The sequence below is a fragment of the Flavobacterium nitrogenifigens genome (genome assembly GCF_003254565.1).
GTDB classification, from domain to species: Bacteria; Bacteroidota; Bacteroidia; order Flavobacteriales; family Flavobacteriaceae; genus Flavobacterium; species Flavobacterium nitrogenifigens.
In genome coordinates, this window is sequence record NZ_QJRI01000175.1 from 238,001 (window position 1) to 264,819 (window position 26,819).

At 32.6% G+C, this 26,819-nt stretch carries 26 protein-coding genes; 5 read left to right on the forward strand and 21 right to left on the reverse strand.

All coding sequences use genetic code 11. The annotated features are described in order from the left end of the window. Window positions 1-84: 84 nt before the first annotated feature. Window positions 85-2,718, forward strand: coding sequence for a valine--tRNA ligase (locus DM397_RS13115; RefSeq protein ID WP_111377962.1), 2,634 nt, complete (start codon window positions 85-87; stop codon window positions 2,716-2,718). Between the two features lie 88 nt (window positions 2,719-2,806). On the opposite strand, the gene DM397_RS13120 is transcribed toward DM397_RS13115, so the two are convergent. From DM397_RS13120 to DM397_RS13145, 6 genes are all read right to left on the reverse strand, one after another. Further along, the gene (locus tag DM397_RS13120) at window positions 2,807-4,045 is read right to left on the reverse strand and encodes a GLUG motif-containing protein (protein WP_111377963.1); all 1,239 of its coding nucleotides are present in this window, start codon (window positions 4,043-4,045) and stop codon (window positions 2,807-2,809) included. Between the two features lie 287 nt (window positions 4,046-4,332). Continuing rightward, on the reverse strand, window positions 4,333-4,956 hold the full coding sequence (locus DM397_RS13125) for a GyrI-like domain-containing protein (RefSeq protein WP_111377964.1): 624 nt from the start codon (window positions 4,954-4,956) through the stop codon (window positions 4,333-4,335). Window positions 4,957-5,047: 91 nt separating this feature from the next. Next, a complete protein-coding gene (locus DM397_RS13130; protein ID WP_111377965.1) occupies window positions 5,048-5,674 on the reverse strand; it encodes a putative polyvalent protein kinase domain-containing protein in 627 nt (208 codons plus the stop codon). Between the two features lie 156 nt (window positions 5,675-5,830). Beyond that, window positions 5,831-8,092: a TonB-dependent siderophore receptor gene (locus DM397_RS13135; RefSeq protein ID WP_111377966.1), complete on the reverse strand. Its 2,262-nt coding sequence runs from the start codon at window positions 8,090-8,092 to the stop codon at window positions 5,831-5,833. Window positions 8,093-8,324: 232 nt separating this feature from the next. Then, window positions 8,325-9,050 carry a DUF4198 domain-containing protein gene (locus DM397_RS13140; RefSeq protein ID WP_111377967.1) on the reverse strand — a complete coding sequence of 242 codons (726 nt, stop codon included), beginning with the start codon at window positions 9,048-9,050 and terminating at the stop codon, window positions 8,325-8,327. Window positions 9,051-9,196: 146 nt separating this feature from the next. After that, the gene (locus tag DM397_RS13145; protein WP_111377968.1) at window positions 9,197-11,515 is read right to left on the reverse strand and encodes a TonB-dependent receptor; all 2,319 of its coding nucleotides are present in this window, start codon (window positions 11,513-11,515) and stop codon (window positions 9,197-9,199) included. Between the two features lie 216 nt (window positions 11,516-11,731). Here DM397_RS13145 and DM397_RS13150 point away from each other — a divergent pair, with 216 nt between their 5' ends. Next, complete coding sequence (locus DM397_RS13150) at window positions 11,732-12,892, forward strand: MFS transporter (RefSeq protein ID WP_111377969.1); 1,161 nt, start codon at window positions 11,732-11,734, stop codon at window positions 12,890-12,892. Between the two features lie 37 nt (window positions 12,893-12,929). Here the strand turns inward: DM397_RS13150 and DM397_RS13155 are convergent, their stop codons facing one another. From DM397_RS13155 to DM397_RS13180, 6 genes are all read right to left on the reverse strand, one after another. Beyond that, window positions 12,930-13,667 (reverse strand): protein phosphatase 2C domain-containing protein, encoded by a 738-nt coding sequence (locus DM397_RS13155; RefSeq protein WP_111377970.1) that lies wholly within the window; start codon window positions 13,665-13,667, stop codon window positions 12,930-12,932. A 35-nt stretch (window positions 13,668-13,702) separates the two neighbouring features. After that, window positions 13,703-14,179, reverse strand: a complete 477-nt coding sequence (locus DM397_RS13160) for a DUF6265 family protein (protein WP_111377971.1) — start codon at window positions 14,177-14,179, stop codon at window positions 13,703-13,705. 237 nt (window positions 14,180-14,416) lie between these two features. After that, complete coding sequence (locus DM397_RS13165; RefSeq protein WP_111377972.1) at window positions 14,417-16,726, reverse strand: type IA DNA topoisomerase; 2,310 nt, start codon at window positions 16,724-16,726, stop codon at window positions 14,417-14,419. 98 nt (window positions 16,727-16,824) lie between these two features. After that, window positions 16,825-17,328 (reverse strand): DUF3592 domain-containing protein, encoded by a 504-nt coding sequence (locus DM397_RS13170; protein ID WP_111377973.1) that lies wholly within the window; start codon window positions 17,326-17,328, stop codon window positions 16,825-16,827. 10 nt (window positions 17,329-17,338) lie between these two features. Then, window positions 17,339-17,752 carry a lysozyme inhibitor LprI family protein gene (locus DM397_RS13175; protein WP_111377974.1) on the reverse strand — a complete coding sequence of 138 codons (414 nt, stop codon included), beginning with the start codon at window positions 17,750-17,752 and terminating at the stop codon, window positions 17,339-17,341. A 5-nt stretch (window positions 17,753-17,757) separates the two neighbouring features. After that, a complete protein-coding gene (locus DM397_RS13180; protein WP_111377975.1) occupies window positions 17,758-18,183 on the reverse strand; it encodes a hypothetical protein in 426 nt (141 codons plus the stop codon). Between the two features lie 423 nt (window positions 18,184-18,606). On the opposite strand from DM397_RS13180, the gene DM397_RS13185 reads away from it, so the two are divergent. The 3 genes from DM397_RS13185 to DM397_RS13195 all read left to right on the forward strand — a co-directional run bounded on the left by DM397_RS13185 (window position 18,607) and on the right by DM397_RS13195 (window position 21,050). Beyond that, window positions 18,607-18,978 carry a GreA/GreB family elongation factor gene (locus DM397_RS13185; protein WP_111377976.1) on the forward strand — a complete coding sequence of 124 codons (372 nt, stop codon included), beginning with the start codon at window positions 18,607-18,609 and terminating at the stop codon, window positions 18,976-18,978. A 186-nt stretch (window positions 18,979-19,164) separates the two neighbouring features. Beyond that, on the forward strand, window positions 19,165-20,151 hold the full coding sequence (locus DM397_RS13190; protein WP_111377977.1) for a hypothetical protein: 987 nt from the start codon (window positions 19,165-19,167) through the stop codon (window positions 20,149-20,151). Window positions 20,152-20,264: 113 nt separating this feature from the next. Then, on the forward strand, window positions 20,265-21,050 hold the full coding sequence (locus DM397_RS13195; RefSeq protein WP_239457850.1) for a DUF5995 family protein: 786 nt from the start codon (window positions 20,265-20,267) through the stop codon (window positions 21,048-21,050). Between the two features lie 23 nt (window positions 21,051-21,073). On the opposite strand, the gene DM397_RS13200 is transcribed toward DM397_RS13195, so the two are convergent. The 9 genes from DM397_RS13200 to DM397_RS13245 all read right to left on the reverse strand — a co-directional run bounded on the left by DM397_RS13200 (window position 21,074) and on the right by DM397_RS13245 (window position 26,601). Further along, on the reverse strand, window positions 21,074-21,568 hold the full coding sequence (locus tag DM397_RS13200) for a hypothetical protein (RefSeq protein ID WP_111377979.1): 495 nt from the start codon (window positions 21,566-21,568) through the stop codon (window positions 21,074-21,076). 5 nt (window positions 21,569-21,573) lie between these two features. Next, window positions 21,574-22,068 carry an SRPBCC family protein gene (locus tag DM397_RS13205; protein WP_111377980.1) on the reverse strand — a complete coding sequence of 165 codons (495 nt, stop codon included), beginning with the start codon at window positions 22,066-22,068 and terminating at the stop codon, window positions 21,574-21,576. Next, entirely contained in the window at window positions 22,029-22,604 is a 576-nt protein-coding gene (locus DM397_RS13210; protein ID WP_111377981.1) for a hypothetical protein, read from the reverse strand. The genes DM397_RS13205 and DM397_RS13210 overlap by 40 nt, the downstream gene beginning before the upstream one ends. A gap of 5 nt (window positions 22,605-22,609) precedes the next feature. Further along, entirely contained in the window at window positions 22,610-22,939 is a 330-nt protein-coding gene (locus DM397_RS13215) for a hypothetical protein (protein ID WP_111377982.1), read from the reverse strand. 28 nt (window positions 22,940-22,967) lie between these two features. Beyond that, window positions 22,968-23,312, reverse strand: a complete 345-nt coding sequence (locus DM397_RS13220; protein ID WP_111377983.1) for a hypothetical protein — start codon at window positions 23,310-23,312, stop codon at window positions 22,968-22,970. A 38-nt stretch (window positions 23,313-23,350) separates the two neighbouring features. Next, on the reverse strand, window positions 23,351-24,166 hold the full coding sequence (locus DM397_RS13225; RefSeq protein ID WP_111377984.1) for a DoxX family membrane protein: 816 nt from the start codon (window positions 24,164-24,166) through the stop codon (window positions 23,351-23,353). Between the two features lie 337 nt (window positions 24,167-24,503). Then, window positions 24,504-25,100, reverse strand: coding sequence for a hypothetical protein (locus DM397_RS13230; protein WP_111377985.1), 597 nt, complete (start codon window positions 25,098-25,100; stop codon window positions 24,504-24,506). Window positions 25,101-25,211: 111 nt separating this feature from the next. Continuing rightward, complete coding sequence (locus DM397_RS13235) at window positions 25,212-25,733, reverse strand: hypothetical protein (RefSeq protein ID WP_142479048.1); 522 nt, start codon at window positions 25,731-25,733, stop codon at window positions 25,212-25,214. Window positions 25,734-26,238: 505 nt separating this feature from the next. Next, entirely contained in the window at window positions 26,239-26,601 is a 363-nt protein-coding gene (locus DM397_RS13245) for a hypothetical protein (RefSeq protein ID WP_111377988.1), read from the reverse strand. Window positions 26,602-26,819: the final 218 nt, after the last annotated feature.

Below are 26,819 nucleotides of genomic sequence, written 5' to 3' on the forward strand. Positions count from 1 at the left end.
AGAAAACTAGAAAATGAATTAATTGAAGTCCAATGATCAAAAACGATTAAACGGTTAAACAAATAAACGATTAAACATATATAAATGACAATTCCAGCACAATTTGACGCTAAGACGATTGAGAGTAAATGGTATGATTACTGGATGAAAAACAATTATTTTCATTCAGAACCAGATCATAGAACACCGTACACCATTGTAATCCCGCCGCCAAACGTCACTGGAGTCCTTCACATGGGACATATGTTGAATAATACGATTCAGGATGTTTTAATTCGTAGAGCGCGTCTTAAAGGTTTCAACGCTTGTTGGGTACCTGGGACAGATCACGCTTCTATTGCTACTGAAGCAAAAGTGGTAGCAAAATTAAAAGCAGAGGGAATCAATAAAAACGATTTGACCCGCGAAGAGTTCCTAAAACATGCTTGGGAATGGACAGATAAATATGGTGGAACAATCTTAGAACAACTTAAGAAATTAGGCGCTTCTTGCGATTGGGAACGCACCAAATTCACAATGGATCCAGATATGTCTTCTTCTGTAATTAAATCGTTTGTAGATTTATACAATAAAGGTTTGATCTACAGAGGATACCGTATGGTAAACTGGGATCCAGAAGCAAAAACTACGCTTTCTGATGAAGAAGTAATTTATGAAGAACAACAAGGGAAATTATTTTTCTTAAAATATAAAATCGAGGGAACTGAGGAATTTTTGACCATTGCCACAACTCGTCCAGAAACTATTTTTGGAGACACAGCAATCTGTATCAATCCAAACGATGAGCGTTTTACACATTTAAAAGGTAAAAAAGCTATTGTTCCAATTTGCGGCAGAGTAATTCCTATTATAGAAGACGAATATGTAGATGTTGAATTCGGAACAGGATGTTTGAAAGTAACGCCTGCTCACGATATGAACGATAAAACGTTGGGTGAAAAACACAACCTTGAAATCGTTGATATTTTTAATGAAGATGCAACTTTAAACAGCTTCGGATTACACTATCAAGGAAAAGACCGTTTTGTAGTTCGTAAAGAAATTGAAAAAGAACTTCAAGAAATTGGCGCTTTAGCAAAAACAGAAATACACTTAAATAAAGTAGGAACTTCTGAAAGAACAAAAGCGGTAATCGAACCAAGATTATCTGACCAATGGTTCTTGAAAATGGAAGAATTGGTAAAACCAGCCATAAAATCGGTTTTAGAAACAGGAGATATTAAATTACACCCGAAACGTTTCGAAAACACTTATGCGCATTGGTTAAATAATATTCGCGATTGGAATATTTCTCGTCAATTGTGGTGGGGACAACAAATTCCGGCCTACTATTACGGAGACGGAAAAGAAGATTTCGTAGTTGCTGAAAACATTGAAGACGCTTTAGCTTTAGCAAAAGAAAAAACCAACAACCAACAACTAACAACCGACAACTTAAAACAAGATGTTGACGCGCTAGATACTTGGTTTTCTTCGTGGTTATGGCCAATGTCTGTTTTTGGTGGCATTATGGATCCAGAAAGTCCAGACTTTAAATATTATTATCCAACGAATGACTTGGTAACGGGTCCGGATATCTTATTTTTCTGGGTTGCCAGAATGATCATTGCTGGTTACGAATATGCAGGGGAAAAACCATTTACAAATGTATATTTGACCGGATTGGTTCGTGATAAACAACGTCGTAAAATGTCTAAATCATTAGGAAATTCTCCTGATCCTTTAGATTTGATCGATAAATTTAGTGCCGATGGCGTTCGTGTAGGATTGCTTTTAAGTGCTTCTGCAGGAAACGATATTATGTTTGATGAGGAATTGTGCAGTCAAGGAAAAGCGTTTTCAAACAAGATTTGGAATGCTTTCAAATTGATTAAAGGATGGGAAGTTTCTGAAACTATCGCACAGCCAGAATCATCAAAAGTGGCAATCGAATGGTACGAAGCGAAATTGCAGCAGACTTTGGTTGATATTGAAGATAATTTTGAGAAATACAGAATTTCAGATTCTCTTATGGCAATCTATAAATTGGTTTGGGATGACTTCTGTTCTTGGTTCTTAGAAATGATCAAACCTGCTTACCAACAGCCAATTGACAGCGTAACTTTCGCGAAAGCGATCGAAATGCTAGAAAACAACTTGAAGTTATTGCATCCGTTTATGCCTTTCTTAACGGAGGAAATTTGGCAGTTAATTGCCGAAAGAACTCCAGAAGAAGCTTTAATTGTTTCAACTTGGCCAGAAGTAAAATCATTTGATGCAAAATTAATTAGTGATTTCGAAAATTCAATTGAAGTAATTTCTGGAATTAGAACCATCAGAAAAGATAAAAATATTCCGTTTAAAGATGCAATCGAATTAAAAGGAATCAACAGCGAAAATGTTTCAACGTACTTTGATTCAATCATCACGAAATTAGGAAACGTTTCTGCTTTCGAATATGTTTCAGAAAAAGTTGATGGCGCATTGTCTTTCCGTGTAAAATCAAATGAATACTTCATTCCGATTACAGGAAACATCGATGTTGAAGCTGAAATTGCTAAATTGACAGAAGAATTGAATTATACAAAAGGATTCTTGAAATCTGTAGAAGCAAAACTTTCTAACGAGAAATTCGTAAACGGAGCTCCAGAGAAAGTGCTTAATTTAGAAAAACAAAAACAAGCCGATGCTTTGGCAAAAATTGCTACAATCGAGCAGAGTTTGGCTGGTTTGAAATAGATTTTTGATTTTATCTAAAATATAAAATCCCATCTCAACATTTTGTTGTAGATGGGATTTTTTTATACATGCTAGAAAATGGAATCTATTATTGCCAGGACAAGATTGGATAACCATCATTTATATTGGGTGTTTTGTCCTGTTTCCATGCTTTTGGCGAATTATTTTTATTTAAGTCATTTACAAATGAAACTGTCTGCATGTAGTTTTGATCTTTACTGGTACCTCTAATTAGAACAATAGTAGGGTCTAAAATTATTGAGGAACTTAAGTAATAACAATTATCAACTGAATTAAAATCATAATCATATCCTTTAGCGATTGGATTGCTGTATTCTTCAGATAATTTTGAAATTTCTCCTGTGTTGTAACAATTGTTTACTTGTCCGGAATCTTGTCTTCCAATAATGCCAGCAGTATATTTTTGGGCCAGAATTTTTCCTTTATTATAACAATTGTTCGTATAGTTTGGTACATTTAAATTGTTGCCTCCGGTACTCCATCCGATTATTCCCCCTGCAGTTTGTTCACTTGCCGTAATATTACCAATGTTGTAACACTCTTGTACAGGACAATCACTTTTATATCCTACGATGCCTCCCAATGTTGAGATTCCTTTGATAGTTCCTTTGTTAAAGCATTTTTTTATTTGACCTGTTGGAGCATAGCAGAATCCTATTATGCCACCAATATCACCTTCTCCTTGTATGCTTCCATTGAAGGAACAATTAGTTATACTAACCGAACCAAGTCCAACAATGCCTCCAACATAATTTTTGCCAATAATGGTTCCTTCAAATGTACAATTTTCTATATTTCCATTTGTTTCACCAGCGAAGCCACCTACAAAATTTACTCCTTCAATAGAACTGTCTATTATGCTTAAATTTTTTATAGAAGCATTTAAATTTCCAAATAGACCAGAAGGAAGATGCTCATCGATAATTTTTATTTTCAAATTAGATATTTTTTTAAAATTCCCATCCAGGTTACCAAAAAACGGTAATTCTCTATTTTTTCCAATAGGTGTAAATAGCATATTATTTAAATCAATATCGTTCATTATTTTGAAATTTTTACCTAAAAAGATTTCAGATTCTGGAGTTTTTGGAACTGCTTCATTTACTATTTTTGATAAATAAAAAAGATGTTCTGGTGTTTCAATTTGATAAGGATCATCAATTGTGCCGTCTCCTTTTGTCCATTTAGTTGGTGTAAAAACAGTTGGAGGCTTGATTTCTGGAATAATTTCTTCGTTATTATCATTACTCTCACAAGAAATGAAAAAAAGTGCAAATAGTAAGCTGAAAAAAAATCTCTGTTGCATACAGTTACGATATTTAATTTTGGGGAAATAATCGTGTTAAATATATGGTAATTATTTGAAATTTCATCTTAGCTAGATAGAATAGTAAAATAATTAATCATATCGCTTCTGTTTTAAACAAAGTTTAAATTATTGAAAAACAAAAAGAAGCAGGTACTCTAGCAAAAATTGCTACAATCGAGCGGAGTTTGGCTGGTTTGAAGTAAGAAATATTTCTTTTTATAAGCAGACCTAACAGGTTTTAAAAACCTGTTAGGTCTTTTTTTTCGCCACGAACTAAAAAAAAACTATTTGACAGGTTCTCTCAGTATTGTTTTTAATTTCTCGGGAGCTGTTTTGCGAAAGTCCGAAAGATAAATTTCGTGGTGCAGCCCATTTTGCTGCAGATTGTTTTCGGTGCTAAATTCTTGGATTTTTTTTAGTGTTTTTGGTTCAGTATCAAAAGGACCAATATGAAGAACCTGAATAACTTTGCCTTCTTCCATTTCAAAGAATTCAATTGTTTTAGCTAATGCATTTTGTTTTTTATTTACTGCAATAGCAATGGCCTCTTCGATTTGTTCTTTCGTGACAAAATGAGGCATTCTAATCATGATTCTGTAATTCCATTCGGAGCGGGGTATTTTCAGCGGAGCTTCATCCATTGAGATGGATGCGTATTTTTTATTATCAAAACTCCACAAGGCTTCTAGTTTTGGAACAACAAAATCATTGTTCATAGCTTTATGCATAAATTTAATGGCATAAGCTGTGGTATATAACGCTTGAATTTTTTCTGAAAAATCTTTTCCAGAAGGATCTCCTTGACCTGTAAGCGATATATAATTTGCTTTTTCTATATAAACAATTTCAGGAGTAGTTTTGGTAGTATAGTAGGTTTTGTCCGTTTTAGTTAAATCTAATTTGCTCATCTTTTTTGTGTTTTATAATGCAAATTAAATGATAGGAAGTGACAGCAGTGTGTCAGTAGAAATTCTGTTTTTTTTTTACGAAATTAGTTTTTTAATTTTCATAGAAATTATCTTTAATATAGAAAACGGTGTCTATAAATTGAAGTATACCATTTTCTGTTAATACATTTTCGTCATGAAGATCTTCAAGAATAATTCCTAAATCAGGATTATAATAATCGTTGTTTTTGGTATTTAAAAAACCGTTTACAAGCATAAACTTCTTTACAACTTCTAAGTCAGTTGGTTCAGTTGCTTTTACGAAAGGCTGTTCAACAACCGCATATATGATATCTTCGTTTTTGAAAAAGCCTAATAAATTGTACGCTGTGTCTGGGAAAAAGAAATTGTTTAACAATAGATTATTGAAATAATCTATCCAAGAGTTATAATAAATAGAATCATTAAGTTTGATTACATGCTTCCCGTCTTTTAAATAGACTTTTTGTTCAGCTCCTTCAGAAACATAATTATCAAGATTGATATTTAAAATCCAAAGATTATTTAATTCGATAAACCCTTCTAAGGTCTCTTTTTCTTGTTTTTTGAAATGCTTGAATTCTTTAGCCATTGTGCTTGAGCTTTGGCTTCTTTTAAGGTAACTGGCTGCTGCTTGGATAATTGTTCCATGCTTAACTTCGCTCTTTCCTGAAATGATAAGTTGTAGTTCATGTTTCATATTGTTAAATGCAAAAATAGCTCATTTTATCAAAAAACAAAACAAAAGTAAGTTTTGTATTACTTTTTGCTAAAAATATAAATCCCGAGATTTTTCTACTTCTAGAGAAACAGAAAATCTCGGGATAAATCAAAAAAAAACATCTAATTCAATATTTTAGAACTTGTAACGCAAGCTTGTCATAACCTGACGAGGAGCGATTGGGTTCACACTGTAATTTTCGTGAACAGTATAGTTTAATTCGTTTGTAATGTTTGATAATTTGCAAAGGATAGAGAATTTTCTCCAAGTATACCCAACAGATGCGTCAATTGTAACATAACCTTCTAATGGGATTTCTCTGTACCAGATTCCATCTGGTTTTTTAGAATCATATTGGTTGTTCCATCCTCCAATTCTGTCTCCAATGTAATTTCCTATTGCACCAACAGATACGCCTTTAAAGAATCCTTCTTGTAAAGTATAAAAGAAGCTTAAATTTGCTGTGTTTGATGGTGTTCTTGCTACACGGTCTCCTTCAATAAAACTTCCGTTTAATCCTGAAGTTTTAGTGTAACGCATATCATTATAGCTATATCCTGCAATAATATTTAAACCTTCAACAGGTCTTGCAGTAACATCAACTTCAACTCCTTTGCTTTTTGTTTCTCCACTTAAAAGTTTGATGCTGCTATCATTATTTTCGCTTCCATCTGCTTTATACGGTGCCATTTGCGCAAAATTGCTATTAGTAATTTGGTAAACCGTAACATTTGTGCTTAATAAACCTTTAAAGAAATCTGTTTTTACTCCAACTTCATATTGATCAATAATAGAAGCTTCAAGAGGTTGTAAGTCAACAGTTGTTCCTGTATTTGGTGTAAAAGAAGTCGAATAACTTCCAAATACTGAAATATCTTTTGTTGGCTGATACACTAATCCAGCTTTAGGAGAAAATGCATTGTCTAAACGTTTTGGAGTAACTGTTGGAACTGCATCTTCTGGATTTCCAGCTCCTGTTTTGGTTTCTTTATAAGTGCTAACTTCAGCTTCTTGCCAAGACCATCTTAAACCTGCCAATACTTTGAATTTATCCGTAATTGAAACGAAATCTTGAAAATAAACTCCAAAACGATTTGTATCTGTTTTTGTAATTTGAGTAGCTCTTGCGTTCGGAATGTCATTTCGTTGTGTTGACGGATCAAAATCATATAGATAAATAGTGTCATAAAGACTTGGATCATACTTGCCGTTTACTTTTACTTTTTCTTCACTAAAAGCATAAGTATAAGCAGTTGCAAACGAATTTTCCCAGTCTACACCAGTAAAAATTTGATGTTTTACAGAACCAGTATTAAAGTTCCCCTGAAGACTTAATTGGTCTCCTAAAATTTGCTCTAAGTTTTGCCCCTGAGTTAATCCTCTGTTCCAGTAACCTGGAATTGGATATATTTTGGTGTCATCTAAATTTGATAGTTGAGCTGTAGATTTTTGTGTTCTATTGTATGTTTGATAAGAACTATTGAAGTTCAGTTTCCAATTTTTATTGAAATCGTGATTTAATAATACAGATGCACTAGAAGATTTCGTTGTACCATTTGACCAAAGTGCTCCGTAGAAAGCATTACGAGGCAAGTCTAAAATTTCTTTTCCGATAATTCCAGTTCCGAAATCAGGTGTCCAATCTGCGCTTAAATAGTCTCCTTGAACTGTGATTTGAGTTTTTGGATTAATGACAAAAAGCAAAGATGGATTAATGTATAAACGTTCATTTTTTACCACATCTCTATAGCTTTCTGAATTCTCGTAAGAACCATTAATTCTAAATGCGATTGATTTATTAAGACCTCCATAGAAATCAAATGCTGGTTTGTAATAAGAATAGCTTCCCATTTGCATTGAGATTTCCCCTCCACTTTTAAACTGAGGAGTTTTGGTTACTAAGTTTAAAATTCCTCCTGGTGCTACGTTTCCAAATAATAAAGCTGATCCCCCTTTTAAGAATTCTACTTTTTCTAAGCCTGAAACATCAGGAATAGAACCTGAATTATAACGGAAACCATTTTTGAACATATTGTTAGCCGACATGTCATAACCTCTAGAGAAGAAAGACTCTTGCGCACCACCACGAGCAGAACTTACATAAACACCATTGGCATTTTTAAGAACTTCGCTTAATCTGATAGCTTGCTGCTGTTCGATAACATCAGAACCGATTACTTGTATCGATTGGGGATTATCCATTGGCTTTAATCCAGAACGAACTGCTGTTACAGGTTTTGGCTCTTTTGTTTTAGTAACTACAACCTCGTTTAGAATTTCTCCTTTTTTATTTTTTACTGTATCAGTAACTGAAGATGTAGTTTCGTTGCTTGAGTAATCTTGACCGTAAGAGACAAAACTTAATAATCCAAGTGCAAATAGTAAATTATATTTCATGGTATTTATTTAGATTCAATAAAAATTATCGAGTGCAAATATAAAGACACAGACTCTTTAACAGAAAATTATGAACTGATTTTCTTGCTTAAATTTTTATTATTGTTTTCTTAAGATTTGCTTAAGAGTTTTGTGGTATTATTTTAATTTGGTATAAATAGTAATAAAAAAACCTTACTCAATGGCAAGGTTTTTAAATTGAAATTAAACGCTAAGAATAAATTTTAGGGTATTATTTTACTGAAATTTGGTAAGTAGCCATTTTCCAGATTTCATCATATTTTTTTCCATTGTGTTCACCAGATGATTTATCTGTGTGAGCATATTCTACCATATAGTTTCCAGACCATATAGGCGTAAAAGAGAATTCTCCCTTATCATTTGTCCATAATTCTTTTTCCCATCCGTTTGGTGCAATTACTTTAATTTTTGTTTCTTTTGCAATAGCTCCATCGTAAGAAGCTACTCCAGTAATTTTAGTGTCTTTTTTTGCAGCATCTGCATTTTCTGAGAAAACCGCTATTTTATTAGTATTAGAGGCGATAGTGTTTCCTGAAGCTTTATTTCCAACCACAACAGTTGCACTAGAATTGTAATCTAATTTCATAGTTCCGTAAACATCTTTTACCGTGTGATGCATTACGATAGTGTAAACACCATCTTCATCTGGTGTAAAGAAAGCCTGATATTTATTATCTAAAGCCTTAGATGTTAATTTAGTTTCTTTTTTTGAAGGAGAAATTACAACCAAAGAGAAATCCTTTAAATCAGAAAACCACTTGTCAGCTTTTGTAATGTCATTATCAGAGAACTCTCCAAAGTAAACAGAAATTTCCTGAGCTTTTCCTTTTGTTCCGTTTGCTTTAGTTTCTATCCAAAGAGCATGAGCAAAAAGTTGAGGTGCAGCAAAAAGCATTAAAAATAAAAAGCTTATTGTTTTTAAAGTATTTGATTTCATAAGATCAAGTTTAAATTATTTGAATAATATTTTCTACAAACATAAGTTTTATTTAGAATAATTAAAAATAAAAACTTTAGAAAAACCTCGAAGCCTATTTCATATGCATAGATTTCGAGGTTTTAGAAAGTAGTTGAGTAAAAAAACTAAAGTCTTACCGTTAGGTTTACTAAGAAGTTTGCTGGAGTTTGAGCCATTCCATAGGAATCCCAATATTTAGTGTTTGTCAGGTTGTTGAATTTAACCCCAAGTCTCCATACGGGTCTGTCGTAAAATACAGTCGCACTATAAATAGAATAAGAAGGAGCATAAAAGCTTTCGTCTTCAAATTTATATTGTTTGTCTACATAATTTCCTCCAAAACCAAAACCTAAATTTTTTAGTGTGTTTTGAAATTTATACGAAAGCCAAAAATTCACTACATTTTCTGGTGCGCCGCTAGCCTTGTTTCCTTCAATTGAAGCGTCAGACGATTTAACGATACGATTGTCATTGTAAGCATAACCAGCAGTCAAGTTTAAACCGTTTATCGGATTGGCGATAAATTCAAAATCAATTCCTTTGCTTACTTGTTTCCCGTCCTGAATGTTATAACCATCCGGATTTGTTCTGGTAGCATTGTCAATTGTAATATTGTAATAGCTCAGTGTTGTGCTTAATTTTTTGTTGAATGCTTCTACTTTTACACCACCTTCATATTGATTCGCATAAATTGGTTTTAAAATTAATATTGATCCATCTGGCTGATTTACTGGCCCAGCATTTTGAAAGCCATTCATATAATTTCCAAATAAGGAAACTTGTTCTTTAACCAGTTCATAAACTAAACCTAATTTTGGAGACAAAGCAGTTTGATTGTAACCCTCTGTATCTTCAATTTTTTTCTGAACAAAGTTATCCAAACGAAGGCTTAACATTGCCGATAAGCGATCTGTAAAACTAATTACATCTGAAGCATAAACACTAAAAGTCTGCTCATTTGGAACACCAAATTGCATTTCTTTCAATTTTGGATCTACGTCGCTTTTTCGAATGGGCTCGAAAGCTGTCGTTACATCAATTACATCTAAAACCTGTGTTGTAGCATATTTAAATGTGCCTTTTGTAAATCTGTAATTAATACCGGCTAAGAGTTTATGTTTGATGCTTCCGGTAGAAAATTCACCATTGATATTTTCCTGAAAATTGGTAAAGTTATTATGAATTGGCCCAAAACGCGATACCATTCTTTGAACTTCTGTTGGCGATTTCCACGCAGTGTAGTATTGATAACTATGATTGACACGTTCGTCTACTAGTGAGAACAGCGTTGTAGATTTCCAATTATCAGAAAATTTATATTCTGCCTGAGCAAATATTTTAGGAGAACTTGTTTTCGCATCAAGATCATCGGCAAATAAGCTTGTTCTGTAATCTACTTTTAGATCTGTTGGGTTGGTAAGTCCTGCCGCATAAGAACGTCCGTAAGTAGGACGGGTATTGTTGGTGTTGAAAATCTCTGTGTCTAAACTCAGCGTTAATCTGTCTGTTGCTTTATAAATAAGGCTTGGTGCAAATAAGACTGTTTTATTAAAACCATAATTTAAGAAACTATTTTCTGTATTTGCAGAAGCGTTCATTCTAAACAAAACTTTTTTATTCTGAGTCAAAGGCATATTAAAATCTACCGCTACGCGCTGCAGTCCAAAACTTCCTCCTGTATAAGATATCTCTGTTTTGCTAGTTTCAAAAGGCTTTTTGGTCACCAAGTTTACAACTCCTCCAAATGAAGAAACAGAAGAACCAAACAAAGTTCCAGAAGGGCCTTTTAGCACCTCAATTCGCTCGGCATTATCAATGGAGATTGAGCTTCGTCCAGAAAGAGTCTCCATACCGTTTCGTGCGTTGACGCCTGTGCTGAATCCTCTAAAACTAATTTCAAGTCCGCCAGAAGGATATATTTTTGAGATTGCGCCAGTAGCATTTTGAACCGCGCTTCTTATGTCTACCGCAATTTGCTCTTGTAATAGTTCTTTATGAATAACATTGTAAACCTGCGGATTTTCCAGGTTTTTTAATGGCATTCTAGCAACATAATCGGTCTTTTTTGATAAGTTACTTTTTTTGCCATTTATGACCACTTCGTTCAATTCCTTATTAGAAACCTTTAATTGTAAATTAGTGGTAATGGTTTCAAATTCAGTGACAATTATTTCTCTTTCAAGTGTTTCATAGCCCGATAAAGATACCTGTATAATGTAAGTGCTGGGTTTTACTCTGTTAAATTCAAAACTGCCGTCATCATTAGAAACGGTGCCGTATTTGGTGTTTTTAAGGATAATATTGACACCTGCAGCAGCATCGCCATCAGATGTTGTGATTGTTCCTTTAATTTTTCCGTGGTTTTGTGCAAAGGCAGATAAAAACGAAAATAGTAGACTGACTGAAAATAGAAAACGTGAAGTTTTCAAACTGAGGTAATTCATTATTATTTTGAATTTGGTTTATAATTAATTTTATTTAGAATAAATAAAAACAATGCAAATGTAGAAATTAAAATAACTTTAACAATTTTATTTTTTTCTCATTTAGTATCGAAATTGTTAAATGTTGATTTTAGAGCATTTAATCGAAATTCTTGTTAGAAGTTGTAGTGCGATAAACTTTAAAAGGCTTAATTTTGCAGTCTGAAAAACGATTTCATGATTTTACCATTCTTTAAAAAGATTCAAAATACGCCTCGAGGATATCGCATTGCCAATACTGTTTTTTTCTTCCTTTCTGGTTTTGGTTATTCTTCGTGGGTTTCGAGAATTCCACATATACAAGCCCAATTAAAACTTTCTGAAGCCGAATTTGGAGCCGTTTTATTCGCTTTTCCAATAGGTTTAATGTTGACGATGCCTTTTACAGGAAAACTGTTAAACAAATACAGCAGTCGTTACATCATGCTGCTTGGAGCAGTTATGTTTAATGTTGCGCTGTCTTTGCCAGGTTTAGCGGCATTTGTTTGGCAGTTGGTTATTATACTTTTATTTTTTGGAGCTTCTCGTAATATTTTCAATTTGTCTATAAATGCACAATCTTTGGAAGTACAGAAATTGTATCCAAAGTCAATTATTACGCGTTTTCATGCGGTTTGGAGTATCGCTGTTTTTTCGGGAGCAGGATTAGGTTATGTAATGGTAACGCAGAAAATTGCGCCATCACATCATTTATTGGGAGTGAGTATTTTTATGCTGGCGTTGACGGCTTGTTTTTACCCGATGAGCATTCATAACGAACCTGTTCCGGTTAAAAAGAAGTTTTTCTCTATGCCAGAAAAGAATTTGGTAAAATTTTCTCTGATTTGTTTCGTTTCTATGGCTTGCGAAAACACGATGTACGATTGGAGCGGAATTTATTTCGAAAATATATTAAAAGCTTCACCAAAACTAACCAGCGCTGCGTTTGTGTTTTTTGCTTCGGCTGTAACTTTAGGACGTATTTTTGGTGATTATGGTGTAACTAAATTTGGAACTAAAAAAATCCTGCTTTATAGCGGAATCTTAATAACGGTTGGCTTTGGTATTTGTTTTATACTACCATACGCATATCCAACAATTTTTGGCTACGTTTTAATCGGATTTGGGGTTTCTTGCGTAGTTCCGTTAGTGTTTAGTATTGCAGGAAGATCTTCAAAATTGAGCAGTGGTTCTGCTTTAACTTCAATATCTACAATTGGCTATCTTGGGTTTTTATTAGTTCCGCCAATGGTTGGTTTTATCTCTGAATATTCAAGCATGAAATGGGCTTTTTTCGTAATGGCGCTTTTAGGTATTCTGATGATTTTTATGGTGAATAAGATCGGGGAGAATGAGTGATTTTTTTGCAGCGAATAAAAATACTTTATAAATTCATTTATTTAATTATTCTAATAATTGAGAAATCATCTGTTGGTTTTAATCCGAACTCATTTTCTAATATTTTTAGTTTAGAAGCAAACATATCATCCTTTTCAGAGTTTACTTTGTCAATTGTCAAAAATTGAATTACATCAATTTCTTCTTTAGATTTCTTTGGTAGCAATTTTTCGAAAGTAAAAATGCCATCAGTAGAAATACTAATATCATCTAGTGTATTGAATGTGATTTTTTGGTTTTGTAAATTGTAAAAAGTTTGAAAATCCTCAGTAAGATGAAAACCTAAATAATCGGGTTTGTTGTCTTGTTCAAACTCCGTTATTTTTCCGTTTATATTTACTAGACCATCACCAATTACCAATACAATACCACTTTCTTGTTCTTTGTCAAATACAAGAATTATTAGCGTTGTCAGTAATTCTTTTTCATCAATTAGCAGCTGATTTTTAACAATACGGAGTTCACTTAATAAATCTTGTAAAATAAGCTTTAGATTTTCTTCTGGAAGAATAGGTTCTGACTTTTTTTCAATAAATTCTTTATAACCTTTTTCTATGCAGATTTTTTTTAGAATTTTCCCAACTAGTAAAGAAGCAAATTGACTTTCTAAAGCAGTGGTACAACCATCCATCACAGCGCAAAGAATTTTATTTTTGCCATATTCGCCAACAAATAAATGATCTTCACAATTATTTTGATGGTAATCGCCAATTTGAAGCGATGAATATATTCTCATCTAATATTAAATAGGATTACTAAATTTCTATTTGCTTACTTCTTCGTCATAACAAACTTCTCCGAACTCGGTTTACCGTTCAAATTCCCAGAAATTTCTGCTGTCAAAGTATTGTTTGCACCTTTTGTGTAAGTGATTTTTTGAGGATAATCGTGTTTCGGATTCTCAAAAATCAATTGTTTATCTGTTTCAGAAGTAGAAGGGAAGAAGACTGGTTTGTCATTGTTTTGTCCTTTTACAGTTGCTTTGTAAGTCAACGTTTCTCCTAATTGTGCCAGAATAATACTTTCAGAATGAATGGTGTCTTTTCCTTTTATAAAATAAGAAACAGCACTAAAAGTACTATCGTTTAATTTTTGCCAGTTTTCAGATAAAACTCCATCTTGAGTTGTGTTCTCCCAATTCCCGATTAGCCAGTCGGCTTTTTTGATTTTATCTTTTTCAACCGTTTCTTTTTTTTGGCAAGAAACTGCGGCTAATACAAGGGTTAAAAGAGTAATTTTCTGAAACATATTTATGAGATTTTGGGTTTGGTAATATGCTACTAAAGTATGAATTTTTTTTTAGCCACGAATTCACGAATTTTTATTTAAATGCAGTAATGATGGTTTGCGATGAATTTTACATATTTAAAATCTGTAATAATCTGCTCAAATCTGAGTGAAATAAATTAAAGCTTTCGTGGAATTCGCGACAAATAAAACATCTAGTATATCAATAAAAATTCGTGAATTCGTGGCTAAAAAAAATCAAACGCTTTCACTCAAAATAGAATAAACCAGTTCCTTAGTTGGTTTTTGGTCTTTTAATTTTGCTCGAACTTCATCAAAAGTAACTTTAAAATCACATCCCGATTTGTATTCGGCGCAGCCATAAGCCGTTTTGCCTTTTAGAATAGTTCCTTTTTTGCATTTCGGACAAACCAAAGTGTCTGAACTTTCTTTTGCTTCGGCTTTTTTATCTGTTTTCTTTGGCTCTAATTTCAGTTTATAGTTTTCCTCAAAACGAATTAAACCTTCAACAGTTCCAGAATCGGTTTTAAAGCCTTTTATATTTACTGTAGAACCTTTCTGAACCAATCGTAAATATTGGCTTTCTGTAATTTTTTTATCATGAAAAACAAAAGGCAGTACAAAATCGCAGCCCGATTTATATTCGCTGCATCCAAAAGCTGATTTTCCTTTCAGTATATTTCCTTTTTGGCATTTTGGACATTTTTCTGCCGAAATTCCTGCAACTTTCTTTTTCTCTTTTTCTGCTTTTACAACAGGTTTCTGAATCGTTGCAGCATGCGAAATATTAGCGTGCTTGGTTTCGCTTCGAACTTCATAAACCAAAGCTTCCACCATACGTTTCATGTTTCTAATGAATGCTGCGGCGGTGAAAGTTCCTTTTTCAATATCTTTCAATTGCTTTTCCCAAGTTCCCGTAAGTTCGGCAGATTTCACCAATTCATTCTGAATCGTGTCAATCAATTGAATTCCCGTTAAAGTTGGTAAAACCTGTTTTTTGTTTCGAACAATATACTGACGTTTAAAAAGTGTCTCAATAATATTCGCACGTGTTGACGGACGCCCGATTCCGTTTTCTTTCATCAATTCGCGCAAATCCTCGTCGTCAACCTGTTTACCTGCGGTTTCCATGGCACGCAGTAAAGTTGCTTCCGTAAACTGATTGGGCGGTTTAGTTTCTTTCTGAAGAAAAGAAGGCTCGTGCGGACCTTTTTCGCCTACAGTAAAACTCGGTAATAAATCGGGTTCTTTTTCTTTCGCATTCGGATCTTCAAAAACAACACGGAAACCTTTTTTCAAGATTTCTTTTCCTGTTGCTTTAAAAGTCACATCGGCAGCTTTTCCGATTACGGTTGTGTTGGCAACCAAACAATCATCATAAAAAACGGCAATAAAACGTCTTGTAATAATATCGTAAACCTGCTGCTGATTATGAGGCAGATTGTTTTGAACTCCTGTTGGAATAATCGCGTGGTGATCGGTTACTTTTTTATCGTTGAAAACCTTTGGCGATTTCTTGATTTTTTTCTCCAAAATAGGCTGAGTCAATTCGGCATAATTGGTCAATTTCTGCAAAATTCCTGGCACTTTCGGATAAATATCCCCAGGTAAAAAAGTTGTGTCTACTCTAGGATAGGTAATAACTTTCTGTTCGTACAAAGTCTGTGCAATCTTCAATGTTTCTTCGGCAGAAAAACCAAATTTTTGATTGCAATATACCTGTAAACCTGTTAAGTCAAAAAGCTTTGGAGCATATTCGTTTCCGTTCTTTTTATCAACAGAAACAATTTCGAAATCACTTTCTTTAACTTTTGCGGCTATAATTTCTCCGTCTTCTTTCTTTAGAAAACGGCCTTCTTCATAACTAAAAAGCGTTTCTCTGTACAAAGTCTGCAATTCCCAATAGGGCTGAGGTTTAAAGTTTTCGATTTCTCTAAAACGATCTACAACCATTGCCAACGTTGGCGTTTGCACACGGCCGATAGATAAAACCTGTTTGTAGCCGCCATGTTTTACGGTGTACAAACGCGTTGCATTCATTCCTAAAAGCCAATCTCCAATGGCTCTAGAAAATCCGGCGTAGAATAAATTATCATAATTAGAAGAGGGTTTTAAGTTTTCAAAACCTTCTTTAATAGCTTCTGTAGTAAGAGATGAAATCCATAAACGCTGAATTTCGCCTTTGTAATGTGCCTCGTTCATCACCCAACGCTGAATGAGTTCTCCTTCTTGTCCAGCATCCCCGCAGTTGATAACCACATCGGCTTTTTCGAAAAGGCTTTTAATAATTTTAAACTGTTTCTGGATTCCCGAATTCTGAACGACTTTGGTTTCAAATTTTTCAGGAAGCATGGGCAGATTGTTCAAATCCCAGCTTTTCCAGTGCGGTTTATAATCGTTGGGTTCTTTTAAGGTGCATAAATGCCCAAAAGTGTAGGTCACGGCGTAGCCATTGCCTTCATAATAGCCATCGTGCTTGGTATTGGCACCTAAAACAGATGCGATTTCACGTGCTACACTTGGTTTCTCAGCAATACAGACCTTCATTTTTTCCTTTTCTTATTTGTAGCGAAATTAAGGAATTTTAAAGAAAGGGGCAAAGGCTCTAAGATTCTAAGTTGTTCTTGCAAATTCGAAAAATGATTTTAGAAGATTAAATCATATCCTAAAAGTTTTGCAATTGAACATATTATAAGTCCCAAACCAGCAATAGCCACGAGGTTCAAAAAAAAGGTGTAAGTTTTTCCTTTTATAATAAAATTTTCAGGACAATCTGCACTGTAAAGTATTTTGACTTTTTTATTTATATTTTCCTGATACGACCTAAATTTATCTACGTCTGATGAGGAATGAATAAGTGGAGTTCCTTTAAAAAACTTTCCGTCAGAAGTTTGAAACTCAATTATAGGAGTTTTATGCCCCTCCTCATCCGAGTCGTAAGCAACGATTTTTCCAAAAATTTCGATTCCTGTTTTATCAATGTCACTTAAAAAATTAAGAGCTAAGATTGATACTGATAAGAGCAAAATACCTAATAGTAGTAAAAAATAGAATATTTCATAAAACGTCAGAACTATACTCACAAAAAAGAAGACGATAGAAAAGATTGGAGTATATTTTTTTAAAACAATTATAAGAGAATGATTCATTTCTAATTTTTTAATATTCTAACATTTTGTAATATCTCTCCAATTCAATCGCTCTTGTTTTTACAATTTCTTTCTTTTTATTTTCGGCAACAGCATACCACATGGTTCCCTGCTTTACTTCGTAAAAGTATTTCGAAATAAAATTATATTCTTTATCTCGATAAACTAGCCATTGTTTTTGAGATTCCTTCAAAGTTTCAAAAGCTTCTTTTGGGAGTTTTGTTTTCAGTAAATTATAATATTTATTTAATTCTTTGTCCCAAGATTCACGAGCTTGTATGGTGCAATTGCACATGTCGGCATTAGAAATATTGTCTTTATTAAGACATTTTGATTCTAAAACATCTATTGGATTCTCTTTTTTGGTTTGTGAAAACGCCACAATAGACAGAAGAAGAAAAATCAGAACAAATATTTTTTTCATTTCAGTTATACTTTAAAAATATCAATTCTTCTCATCCATAAGATTTCCGATTCTAAAAATTGAAGATTGGTCTTTACTATTTTATCGCTTTTATCCCTCGGATTTTTAGTGACAAATCTCGCTGTAGAATGGCTAAAATCTAAGGTGTTTTTTTCGTCGAAGTCTGTTTTTTTATCAGAAGAAAAAGAAATCAGATTGTCTTTTGCGCTCCATTTTCCTTTTCCGTACTTATTGACTTCTTGCGGAGTTCCGCCTTGTATATAGGAATAGTAATGAAACTCAAATGTTCCATTTTGATTTAAAGTAAGTGCATATTCAAGTTTATGATTTTCGCCAGAAAGAGAACGAGTGTAATCGCCAGCAAACTGATTAGACTGTGCAAATAAACTTAATTTTAAAATAAAAAGTAACGCAGCTAGTATTAGTTTCATAGGTTTTGTTTTTCGGATAGTTTAAGATTTTTTCCAAAATTAAATGGTTTAATATCAAAATCCTTACGTAAAACCATATTGGTAAAGTTATAATTTTTTTATTGTCAGAAATAAGCTTATCTTGCTAAAGATATTACAATTAATACCATAATGGTCACTGCAAATTTTTATTTAGTAAATAGCTGTCTAATGTGCTTAATGTGCACATTGCTGTATTTGCATGACGATACTTTCTTGAAAAGCTCAAAAGAGTTTATTCCTTTTGCCCTGTCACAACTCTAGGCAGGGGATATTTTACCATTTTAATTTTTATTATTTAATCTCATTTATTCAGGATATGATATCGTTGAATATGCCGCTTTGCGTGCTATTCGCTGTAGAGTTGTGTCATATCTTAGAAAAAATGAAACACACAAGAAAGTCATGTCACAAAATATAATTTTAACCACAGGAACATACGATTTAATTAAAGATCACGTAAGAAGAAAAAAAGTAACTGTTCAGGAAGAAGAACTTTTATTAGGCCAGCTAAAACATGCCACGCAGGTATTGCGTAAAAATCTGCCTGAAGATGTAGTTTCTATAGATCGAAAAGTTACATATAAGGATCACAGCAATAACGAAGAAAAAACAATTCTTCTTGTTGGTCCAGAAAAAGCAAAAGTCAGCAAAAACAAAATTTCGGTTCTTTCAGATGAAGGAATTGCAATGGTGGGCTACAAAGAAGGCGATATTATTGAATGGCCTGCTAAAAAAGGAAATCTTAAATTAGAAATTTTAAAAGTAGAAGAATAGGTACAATCCCGTTTCGTTTTAAGTTTGGTAACAATCCCAAAAGAGTTTTTCTTTTGGGATTTTTTTGTGGAAATAGTTTTATAAAGAACAGTTTCAAAAACGTAAAATGTTAAAGTAATTTTGTAATTATATTTTTATATTTTTGACGGTATAACCACCAACCCCAATTAACAAACTAACCATTCTATGAATAACTTTTTCTCAAAAGCAAATTTGCCTAAAATTTATAATACCGCTGCAATATTAGCATTTGTATATGCTGGTTTAATGATAGTTTTTTCAATTTACAAAGATTTCATTTATGTCGACCAAACTTGGCTTCATGGTTTAACAGTCAATGGATTTTCTGTTTTCAGCAATCTAATATGGATCGGACTTCTTCTTGTGCTTAAAGTTCTTTTGAATAAAACACTTCAATGCAATAAGGCAAATTCTTTAATAAATGCTTCTTTCATTTTTTTAGGAATAGGCGTTTATTCTGTAGGCGTAATTTTTTTTAAGGCGCTAAAAGTCTATTTTTCTTCCGACGATGCAAATGCGTTGCTCTCTTTTGGCGCAAGTTCTATTTCGAGTGCCATTTTTTTGCTTTTATCTAGTGTAGTGTTAATCCTGATTGATATTATTTTAGGAAACCGTCTTAGACAAATTGATATTGTTTTAAAAGATTACTTTAAAATCTTAGGTTTTTCGTTTATGGTTTATGGTATAATTTCGGCGCTTCAAATGGTAAAAGTCATTAACAGCGATATCATTGTGTTTTTGCCAAAAATAGTTTTGATTGTAGTCTTAGGAAATATTTTTAAAGAAGTTTCTAAAATGAATCCAGCCGATTTACCTTCTGAACCAGAACCTAAAGTAGCAGTTAATTATACGCCAGCTAAAACTTTCTCTGAAAATAAAACTGAAAAAGTAGAGAAAATAAACGTTTCAAACAGAAAAAAAGAAATTGCAGAACAGGAAGTAATTCCAAGTTTTGATATTAACGAGCTTGAAAATAAAGAGGAAATACTTTCTTATTTTGAGAACCTTTCAAGCGATGAAAAAAATAGGCTGGGAGTTGTAGTGGCAAAAATCTATAACCAGGATTTAACAGCCGAACAGACAAAGAATCTTATTTTGCATTATATCACAGAGAAAAAACTATACGATCATAATCGATTTGCACCGAAATAAGCAGTTTTTCGTTTTGATTTTCAATACACAGAATTGATGAAATCCGTTCAATGAACGGTTAAAATAATTAAATTCGTTCTTCTCAATTTAATCATAACCAATTGTAAATGAGTATGAAACAAGCTGAAACTATAGACGAGGTAATTCTATTATTAGATCAAATAATAGAAAAATCTAAGATAGACCAGAGCAATTTAGGTCTGTTTGCTATTCTATATCGGGAAGTAACGGTAAGAATAAAAGAAGGCATTCTGGCAGGTTCTTTTCAAAACGGAGAGCGAATGGAAAAGCTGGATGTTATTTTTGCCAATCGCTATCTGAAAGCCTATTATCAATACCAAGCCAAAGAAAAACCGTCTGAATGCTGGGCATTTGCTTTTGAACAAGCCGAAAATTTCTGGCCAATAGTATTACAACATTTACTTCTCGGAATCAACGCTCATATTAACCTCGATTTAGGAATAGCTTCGGCAGAAGTCAGTACAGTTGAAGATATAGAAGATTTAAAAGCCGATTTTGATAAGATAAACTCCATTTTGAGTAATTTGGTTGGCGGTGTCGAAAAATGCTTGATTAAAATTTGGCCAACGCTTACGTGGATATTAAAATTTACGGGTAAAATAGACAATTTCTTTATTGATTTCAGCATGGAAACCGCGAGAAACGGTGCATGGAAATTTGCGAACGAATTTGTAGCTGTTCCAGAAAACGAAAGAGAAGCCTGCACACAATTAAGAGACCAGAGAATAACCGAAATTGCCCGATTGGTTTCGAACCCAGGTTATTTTGTCAGCGCCGTTTTCAAATTCATTCGTTTATTTGAAAGAGGAACTGTTGCTCAAAAAATAATCGATATGCAGATTATGGAAGAGAAAAATATGGAATGTGTTGTGGCTTGATTTTGGAAAAGAGTAGAAGAGGTTTAATATTTTTCATTTTCACTTCTATCTGCTATTTCAAAGAATTTTATAAAATTTCTCTCAAAATTTCTTCTTTGATATTTCATTCTTATATTAAAAATAATACCAATTATTATTATAAGGGAATTGAATAATAGCCAGACTATTAATGGTGGATTCTCGATAATAAAAATAATATTAAACAAAGCAAAAGCAATAAAAGGAAAAAAACGAATCCAATAATATCCAAATTGAATTGGGATTATTTCGTAAGATATGTCGGTTTGGTTTTGACTTTTAGATTTAATTTTTCCTTTTAAAACGAAAGGGATAGGATGCAATACTGCATTTTTAGTTATTTTAAAATCATTATGATTTATTATGCCGTAAAACATTTTATCTTTTTCGCCAATCATATTGAATGCGTGCAACGGACTTCCGCTAATTTTTGGATTACCTAATTTAGTATTTGTTTTCAGTTTTGTTCTGAATTCTTCAATACTGATTTCTGATATCATTTCTCTTAATTATTAATCATAGGATTCAAATTTTCATCTTTATTTCTCAAATCCAATCCGCCTTCGTAAACCGATTTTAGATTGGTCAAATAAAAATGCCAACCATTGGAACAGCCCAGTCTGATGTATTGTTTCGAATTATCATCTGTCGGAATGTTGTGATGGCGAAGTTCTACAATCGTGTAACCATTCGTTTCGCTCAATTTTATATCTACCAGACACGAACCTTCAAACGTAAACTGTAAAAAATCTTTTCCGTTGGCAGAAGTGATTTTTCCTTTCATGGCATCATCATACAAATACCAAAGCCATTCATAAGTATTTCCTCCCGAAACATTTTGATCTTTGCTGATTGGTTCTTCGTTGGCATCAAAAAAAGATACTTTTTCTAGAAACCATTTTTCCAGTTCGTTCGCAATGGTCCAAGCGTTGTAAATGTCGCTGAGCGGAGCTTTAATAGCTATTTTTTTGGTGAAAGAAGTCCAGTCGAAGTTTTCCATGGTTTAATTTTTTTTTTCAAATTCGTAAAGCTGAGATTCACTTTATCCCATTTATATTTTGTTTTCCAATAAAACATATTCCATTTATATCGTATACCACCCAATTCCCAATTAATATCAAATTTTTCAGTTTCGTTTTTTAAATAAGGAGGTTTTGTAATTTTACAATGCAGCATTGGCGGATTATTAGAAATTGTTTCAAAAAAATCTGAATCAAGATTAGTTTTCAGAAAGTATCTAATGTCAATAATAGTTTGATGTTTTTCAGCTTTATAAACATATAAATTGATGTCATATATAGAATTGTAAATTTCTTTTAAGTTTATAAGCACCTCGTTGAAACTTTTAAGTGTTTTCTTCTTATTAAGTTTGTTTCTGTTGGCGCGTTGGATAAAAAAGTTTTCCCCTTTTACTTCTGAAATATCGGAAAGAATAAACATCAAATTATTCGAAATATCATTCCAGCAATACAGATTCACCAGTTCAAGTAATTGATTTGTCAGATCTTGTACTTCTTTTTCAATACTATTTACCATATTTTTTAGTATACGTAAGTAAATCTGCCTTCTGAAAATACATTACCAGTAACTGCATCAATTTGAATGAATGAACAGTGATTACATTTTTTTGAGATATCCCAGTAATATAATTTTCTTTTTCCTTTTTGATAGCCTAAGCTTGTTTTTGAGTAGTAATAGGTTTTAAAACTTATTTCTACATTTTCTCCAGAAATGTCATATCGTTTTGCAATCTCTAAAGCCTGACTTTGTGTAACCTTAATTTCCTTTTTGTCTTTTTCTTTGCAGGAATAGAATGAAAAACATATTCCCACAAAAAGAATAATTATTATTGATAAGAAAATCTTTTTCATGTTGATTCAATTGAAATTTTATAATGATTTATTCAATTTCTATGTACTCCGATTTTCCTTTTTCGTTTCCATTATTGAGCCATTCCCAATCCAAAGCCAATTTTATTTTTCCGTTTTCTGTTAGCGTAATTTGTGCCAATGCTTTTCCTGCTTTCAATTCGTTATCAACTGTTATACATTGGTAGAGCATGTTTAATTTATCATTGGTTAGTTCGGCAATAATTTTTCCGTATTTTATGGTTCCGCCAAAATAATCGGCAGTAACAAGATTGTCGTCTTGTTTATAATTAAAAACAGTTTCATTATTTACTTGTCCGTTTTCCGAATTCTGAATAAGCGCAAATCTTTTGTTATCGAAATTGAATTTGGTCATTGTGTTTTTTGATTAGATAGATTTATTTGGATATGAATTCACCTCGCTAAAACCTGTTTTTTAGAATCATTAGTTAATGCAATTACCAATGCAATTCCGCAGAAAAGTAAAGCAATAATAGCGCGTACAATTTCATTTCCACCACCAACAGTTGGGTTTGCAACAGCATCTTGAATATGGAAGAAAAGTACAAAAAGTAAAAGCATTAAAGCCAAAAGAAGCGAAATAGGTTTTATCCAAAGCTTAAAAATAATAGAAATGCCCGAACAAATAAGCGCCACGCCTACAAAATAAGTCCAAAACATAGTTCCTGGCAGCCATTTCGGAACCATTGTAGAAACAAACTCGGCAAAAAGAAAATGGCTTAAACCAAACAAAAGCATTAAAAGCGAATAGAAAATTCGCCCAACCGGAATAAGTTTTTCTAGAAATTTGTCGAATTTGCTTTCGCTTTTGTTCGCACTATAAGAACCCGCCAATACAAATGCTCCGCCGCTATACGTTAGTTCTTCAATAGCGTTGATCCAGATTTGTGTGGCGTTGGTTTTATCGGTATTAAAAATGAAAATAAACGGAAGATGAGAAATTATAAAAGAGGCAAGAAAAGCAAAACCTAAATAAAGACAGACTTTTCTGGTATCGATAAATGTAATGGTAACGATTCCCGAAATAATAATTCCTGCCAATATTAAAATAATTCCGACAAGGATAGAAAAAACAGGATATTGATGCGTCCAAGCAGGAAAAGGTGATAAAATTTCAGATCGAAAATCTTTAATAATAAGCTGATGCACTCCCAAAGCAATAATGCCAATACCGTAAAATAAACGGCCGAGTTTAATAAGTCCTTTCATTAATAGTGGTTTTTAGATAGTAAATTTGTTTTTGGTATAACCAAATATATAAATTTATTGCTAAAATACTGATTTAATGATGGTTGGTTTTTTTTGGTTTGCTTCTCGTCAGTTTATCCGCATAGTAACTACCACAATATTGTCATTTCGACGTAAGGAGAAATCTTCGCAAGTAGCTCTACAAAGATTAGCGATTTTGATTGCGGAGTTACTCGCGAAGATTTGCTTCGCCAATTCGCTAGCGCTCGGGTCTCGTTCCTCGAAATGACAAAACTAGAAGGAAACAGAATGATTTCGTTCACGAGAGAAACGCTCGCGCTGGTACGGAGTTTAAAGTTTAGTGTCCTAGATTTTTCTGAATCAATGAAAAGACTAATCCAACAGTCAAAATAATGATAAAGATAAGCCATCCATATCCTTGATAGCTTTTTATACTTTTATTTCCTGTATGTAATTTAAAATAGGACTTAGTGACGTTTTTTAAATTTTGTGCTAGTATTTCGTAATTTGATACTTCAAAAGAAGTAATTGTTATTTTCTTTAGTTCAAAAAATTCAACTGTAATTTTTTGGCCATTATAAACTTCAATTCTACTAAAATTATGTGAAGAATTTATTTGATGATTGCCTTCAGAAACCTTTTTTATATCGTCTAGTGAAACTTTTTTAGTTTTAAAAAGTAAAGGATATTCAATCGATAAAAATTCATTTGTCAGTTCTACTTTTTTTGAGCATAATAACATATATAAGCAACCTAGTGCGAAGAAGCAAAAGAGTGAAATTATAATCCACATTCCTAGATAATCTCCTTTCTGATAAGATTCGACTTCATGATTATATACTAAATAAGCCGATGATAAAAAAAATAGCATTCCAAATATGCTGAATCCAATTTGAAGAAAACTTGGATTTGCAATTATTTTATTGTTATTCATTTTTAAATGTGATGTCTAATTTTATCAAATCCATAAAGTATTGTCATTTCGAAGTAAGGAGAAATCTTCGCAAGTAGCTCCGCAAAGATTATATGATCTTATTGTAAAATTTTAAATTCTCCTAGGACTATAAACACTTTGATAAATTCCATTTTCTAAAGGATGATCTTTTTCTTTTCTTTCAATTCCAATTTGATATAGATCTTCATCAAAACAGCTAATTATGGCGTTTAAAAATGCTCGGCCTGCCGCACCTCGTCCCCACGTGTCTGCCGGACCGTATCCTGCAAAATTAATTTCATAAACTAAATATATTGTTTCTCCTTTTATTGTAGAAAACCAATCTGTAATAAACTCAGAATATCTTATGAGCTCTTTTTCCGCATATTCATAATTTTCTATTGGAAATAAATCTTTATCTACATTCCAATTTAAATAGGATCTATATTGTCCTAATTTATCTTTTTCAGGATAATTGTTAAGATTATAAACTTTTAATTCAATAGCAGAATATCGATCATGCATCCTGCAAAAGCCAATTCCATCTAATGTTTCGAAGTTCCAATCTCTTAGTTTATCGATAATTTTGGATAAAGACTCTTTACCATAAACTAAATTATATAGTTGTATCATTTTTAATGTTTTAAATATCGGGATTTAGCTTACTTTTCATGTCTTTTTACAGTATAATTTTTCGCCACAATTTAATTGATACAGTAAACAATAAGCCCAGAATAAAAAATAATAAAAAGAAAATAAGAAAGAAATCCCATTCTATTTTTCTTTGAAATAAATTTATTAGGATTAAAATTCCAATATAAAATAGGGCATAAGTAAGACTGTTTAACAAACCTAGAACGAAACTATTTTTATCTTGCTTAAGAATAAAATTGCCAATAGCAATTTGGTAAAAACTAGTAAAAGCGATTATTATTAAGGCATATGTTAAGTAAGTTGTATTACTCAGCTGATAAGTTTCGCAAGCTATATTTGGTTCAGTAAAGAAGATTTGATTAATGAAAAGACATCCAATAACAATTAACGTCGTAATTGCTATGGGAATAATAGTTCCTAATATAATTTTAGAGATTTTCATTAACTTCTTTTTTGTGATTTACTTCTTGTTTGTATCTGTTATTTAGATTTTTGTCAAATTTTCCGATCCATAACCACAACTAGCACAATATATTGCTCGTGATGTTCTAAAAGGTTTTTTACAATTTGGACAATCTTTTCCAAATTGACTACTTTGATGATGTAAAATAGCCAAAGGATTTGATTCATATTCTCCAGTTAATATGCGGTACATTTCAAGTAAATAACGATACTGCTCAAAAGTTTCGATTTTATCCAACCAAACAAAATCTTTAATATTTCTTTTTTCTAGTTCTTTTTCGACAACTTTCTTTCCTTCAAACCATGCATCACGGCATAATTTAAATTCATAGTCGTCTAGCATTTTGACTTCTGTATTGCAACGCCACCAGAATCTTTCTTCCATTCAGATTTTATTTATTTTATCAAATATAAGATATTTCGTGTAAGCTCTAAATTTGGTTGTATACGCTCGATTGTTTACGATCACGTAAAAATAATCTATTCTTCGTGCTGCGCAATCCCGAAAGCTTTCGGGACTGACTTTGCGCCATTTTGCTATCGTTAATTTGAAAACAGAAACGTCTCAAAGTCTCTGACTTTATATAACTCGTTCTTATAAAA

Bases quoted from the DNA above. Each gene is read 5' to 3' on its own strand.
- DM397_RS13125 (WP_111377964.1), bottom strand. From the start codon at position 4,956: ATGAGCAAATTAGATTTAACTAAAACGGACAAAACCTACTATACTACC.
- DM397_RS13230 (WP_111377985.1), bottom strand. From the start codon at position 25,100: ATGAATAACAATAAAATAATTGCAAATCCAAGTTTTCTTCAAATTGGA.
- DM397_RS13185 (WP_111377976.1), top strand. From the start codon at position 18,607: ATGTCACAAAATATAATTTTAACCACAGGAACATACGATTTAATTAAA.
- DM397_RS13140 (WP_111377967.1), bottom strand. From the start codon at position 9,050: ATGAAATCAAATACTTTAAAAACAATAAGCTTTTTATTTTTAATGCTT.
- DM397_RS13245 (WP_111377988.1), bottom strand. From the start codon at position 26,601: ATGGAAGAAAGATTCTGGTGGCGTTGCAATACAGAAGTCAAAATGCTA.
- DM397_RS13120 (WP_111377963.1), bottom strand. From the start codon at position 4,045: ATGCAACAGAGATTTTTTTTCAGCTTACTATTTGCACTTTTTTTCATT.
- DM397_RS13130 (WP_111377965.1), bottom strand. From the start codon at position 5,674: ATGAAACATGAACTACAACTTATCATTTCAGGAAAGAGCGAAGTTAAG.
- DM397_RS13235 (WP_142479048.1), bottom strand. From the start codon at position 25,733: ATGATACAACTATATAATTTAGTTTATGGTAAAGAGTCTTTATCCAAA.
- DM397_RS13200 (WP_111377979.1), bottom strand. From the start codon at position 21,568: ATGATATCAGAAATCAGTATTGAAGAATTCAGAACAAAACTGAAAACA.
- DM397_RS13135 (WP_111377966.1), bottom strand. From the start codon at position 8,092: ATGAAATATAATTTACTATTTGCACTTGGATTATTAAGTTTTGTCTCT.
- DM397_RS13220 (WP_111377983.1), bottom strand. From the start codon at position 23,312: ATGACCAAATTCAATTTCGATAACAAAAGATTTGCGCTTATTCAGAAT.
- DM397_RS13215 (WP_111377982.1), bottom strand. From the start codon at position 22,939: ATGAAAAAGATTTTCTTATCAATAATAATTATTCTTTTTGTGGGAATA.
- DM397_RS13155 (WP_111377970.1), bottom strand. From the start codon at position 13,667: ATGAGAATATATTCATCGCTTCAAATTGGCGATTACCATCAAAATAAT.
- DM397_RS13115 (WP_111377962.1), top strand. From the start codon at position 85: ATGACAATTCCAGCACAATTTGACGCTAAGACGATTGAGAGTAAATGG.
- DM397_RS13165 (WP_111377972.1), bottom strand. From the start codon at position 16,726: ATGAAGGTCTGTATTGCTGAGAAACCAAGTGTAGCACGTGAAATCGCA.
- DM397_RS13170 (WP_111377973.1), bottom strand. From the start codon at position 17,328: ATGAATCATTCTCTTATAATTGTTTTAAAAAAATATACTCCAATCTTT.
- DM397_RS13160 (WP_111377971.1), bottom strand. From the start codon at position 14,179: ATGTTTCAGAAAATTACTCTTTTAACCCTTGTATTAGCCGCAGTTTCT.
- DM397_RS13145 (WP_111377968.1), bottom strand. From the start codon at position 11,515: ATGAATTACCTCAGTTTGAAAACTTCACGTTTTCTATTTTCAGTCAGT.
- DM397_RS13205 (WP_111377980.1), bottom strand. From the start codon at position 22,068: ATGGAAAACTTCGACTGGACTTCTTTCACCAAAAAAATAGCTATTAAA.
- DM397_RS13190 (WP_111377977.1), top strand. From the start codon at position 19,165: ATGAATAACTTTTTCTCAAAAGCAAATTTGCCTAAAATTTATAATACC.
- DM397_RS13210 (WP_111377981.1), bottom strand. From the start codon at position 22,604: ATGGTAAATAGTATTGAAAAAGAAGTACAAGATCTGACAAATCAATTA.
- DM397_RS13225 (WP_111377984.1), bottom strand. From the start codon at position 24,166: ATGAAAGGACTTATTAAACTCGGCCGTTTATTTTACGGTATTGGCATT.
- DM397_RS13180 (WP_111377975.1), bottom strand. From the start codon at position 18,183: ATGAAACTAATACTAGCTGCGTTACTTTTTATTTTAAAATTAAGTTTA.
- DM397_RS13150 (WP_111377969.1), top strand. From the start codon at position 11,732: ATGATTTTACCATTCTTTAAAAAGATTCAAAATACGCCTCGAGGATAT.
- DM397_RS13195 (WP_239457850.1), top strand. From the start codon at position 20,265: ATGAAACAAGCTGAAACTATAGACGAGGTAATTCTATTATTAGATCAA.
- DM397_RS13175 (WP_111377974.1), bottom strand. From the start codon at position 17,752: ATGAAAAAAATATTTGTTCTGATTTTTCTTCTTCTGTCTATTGTGGCG.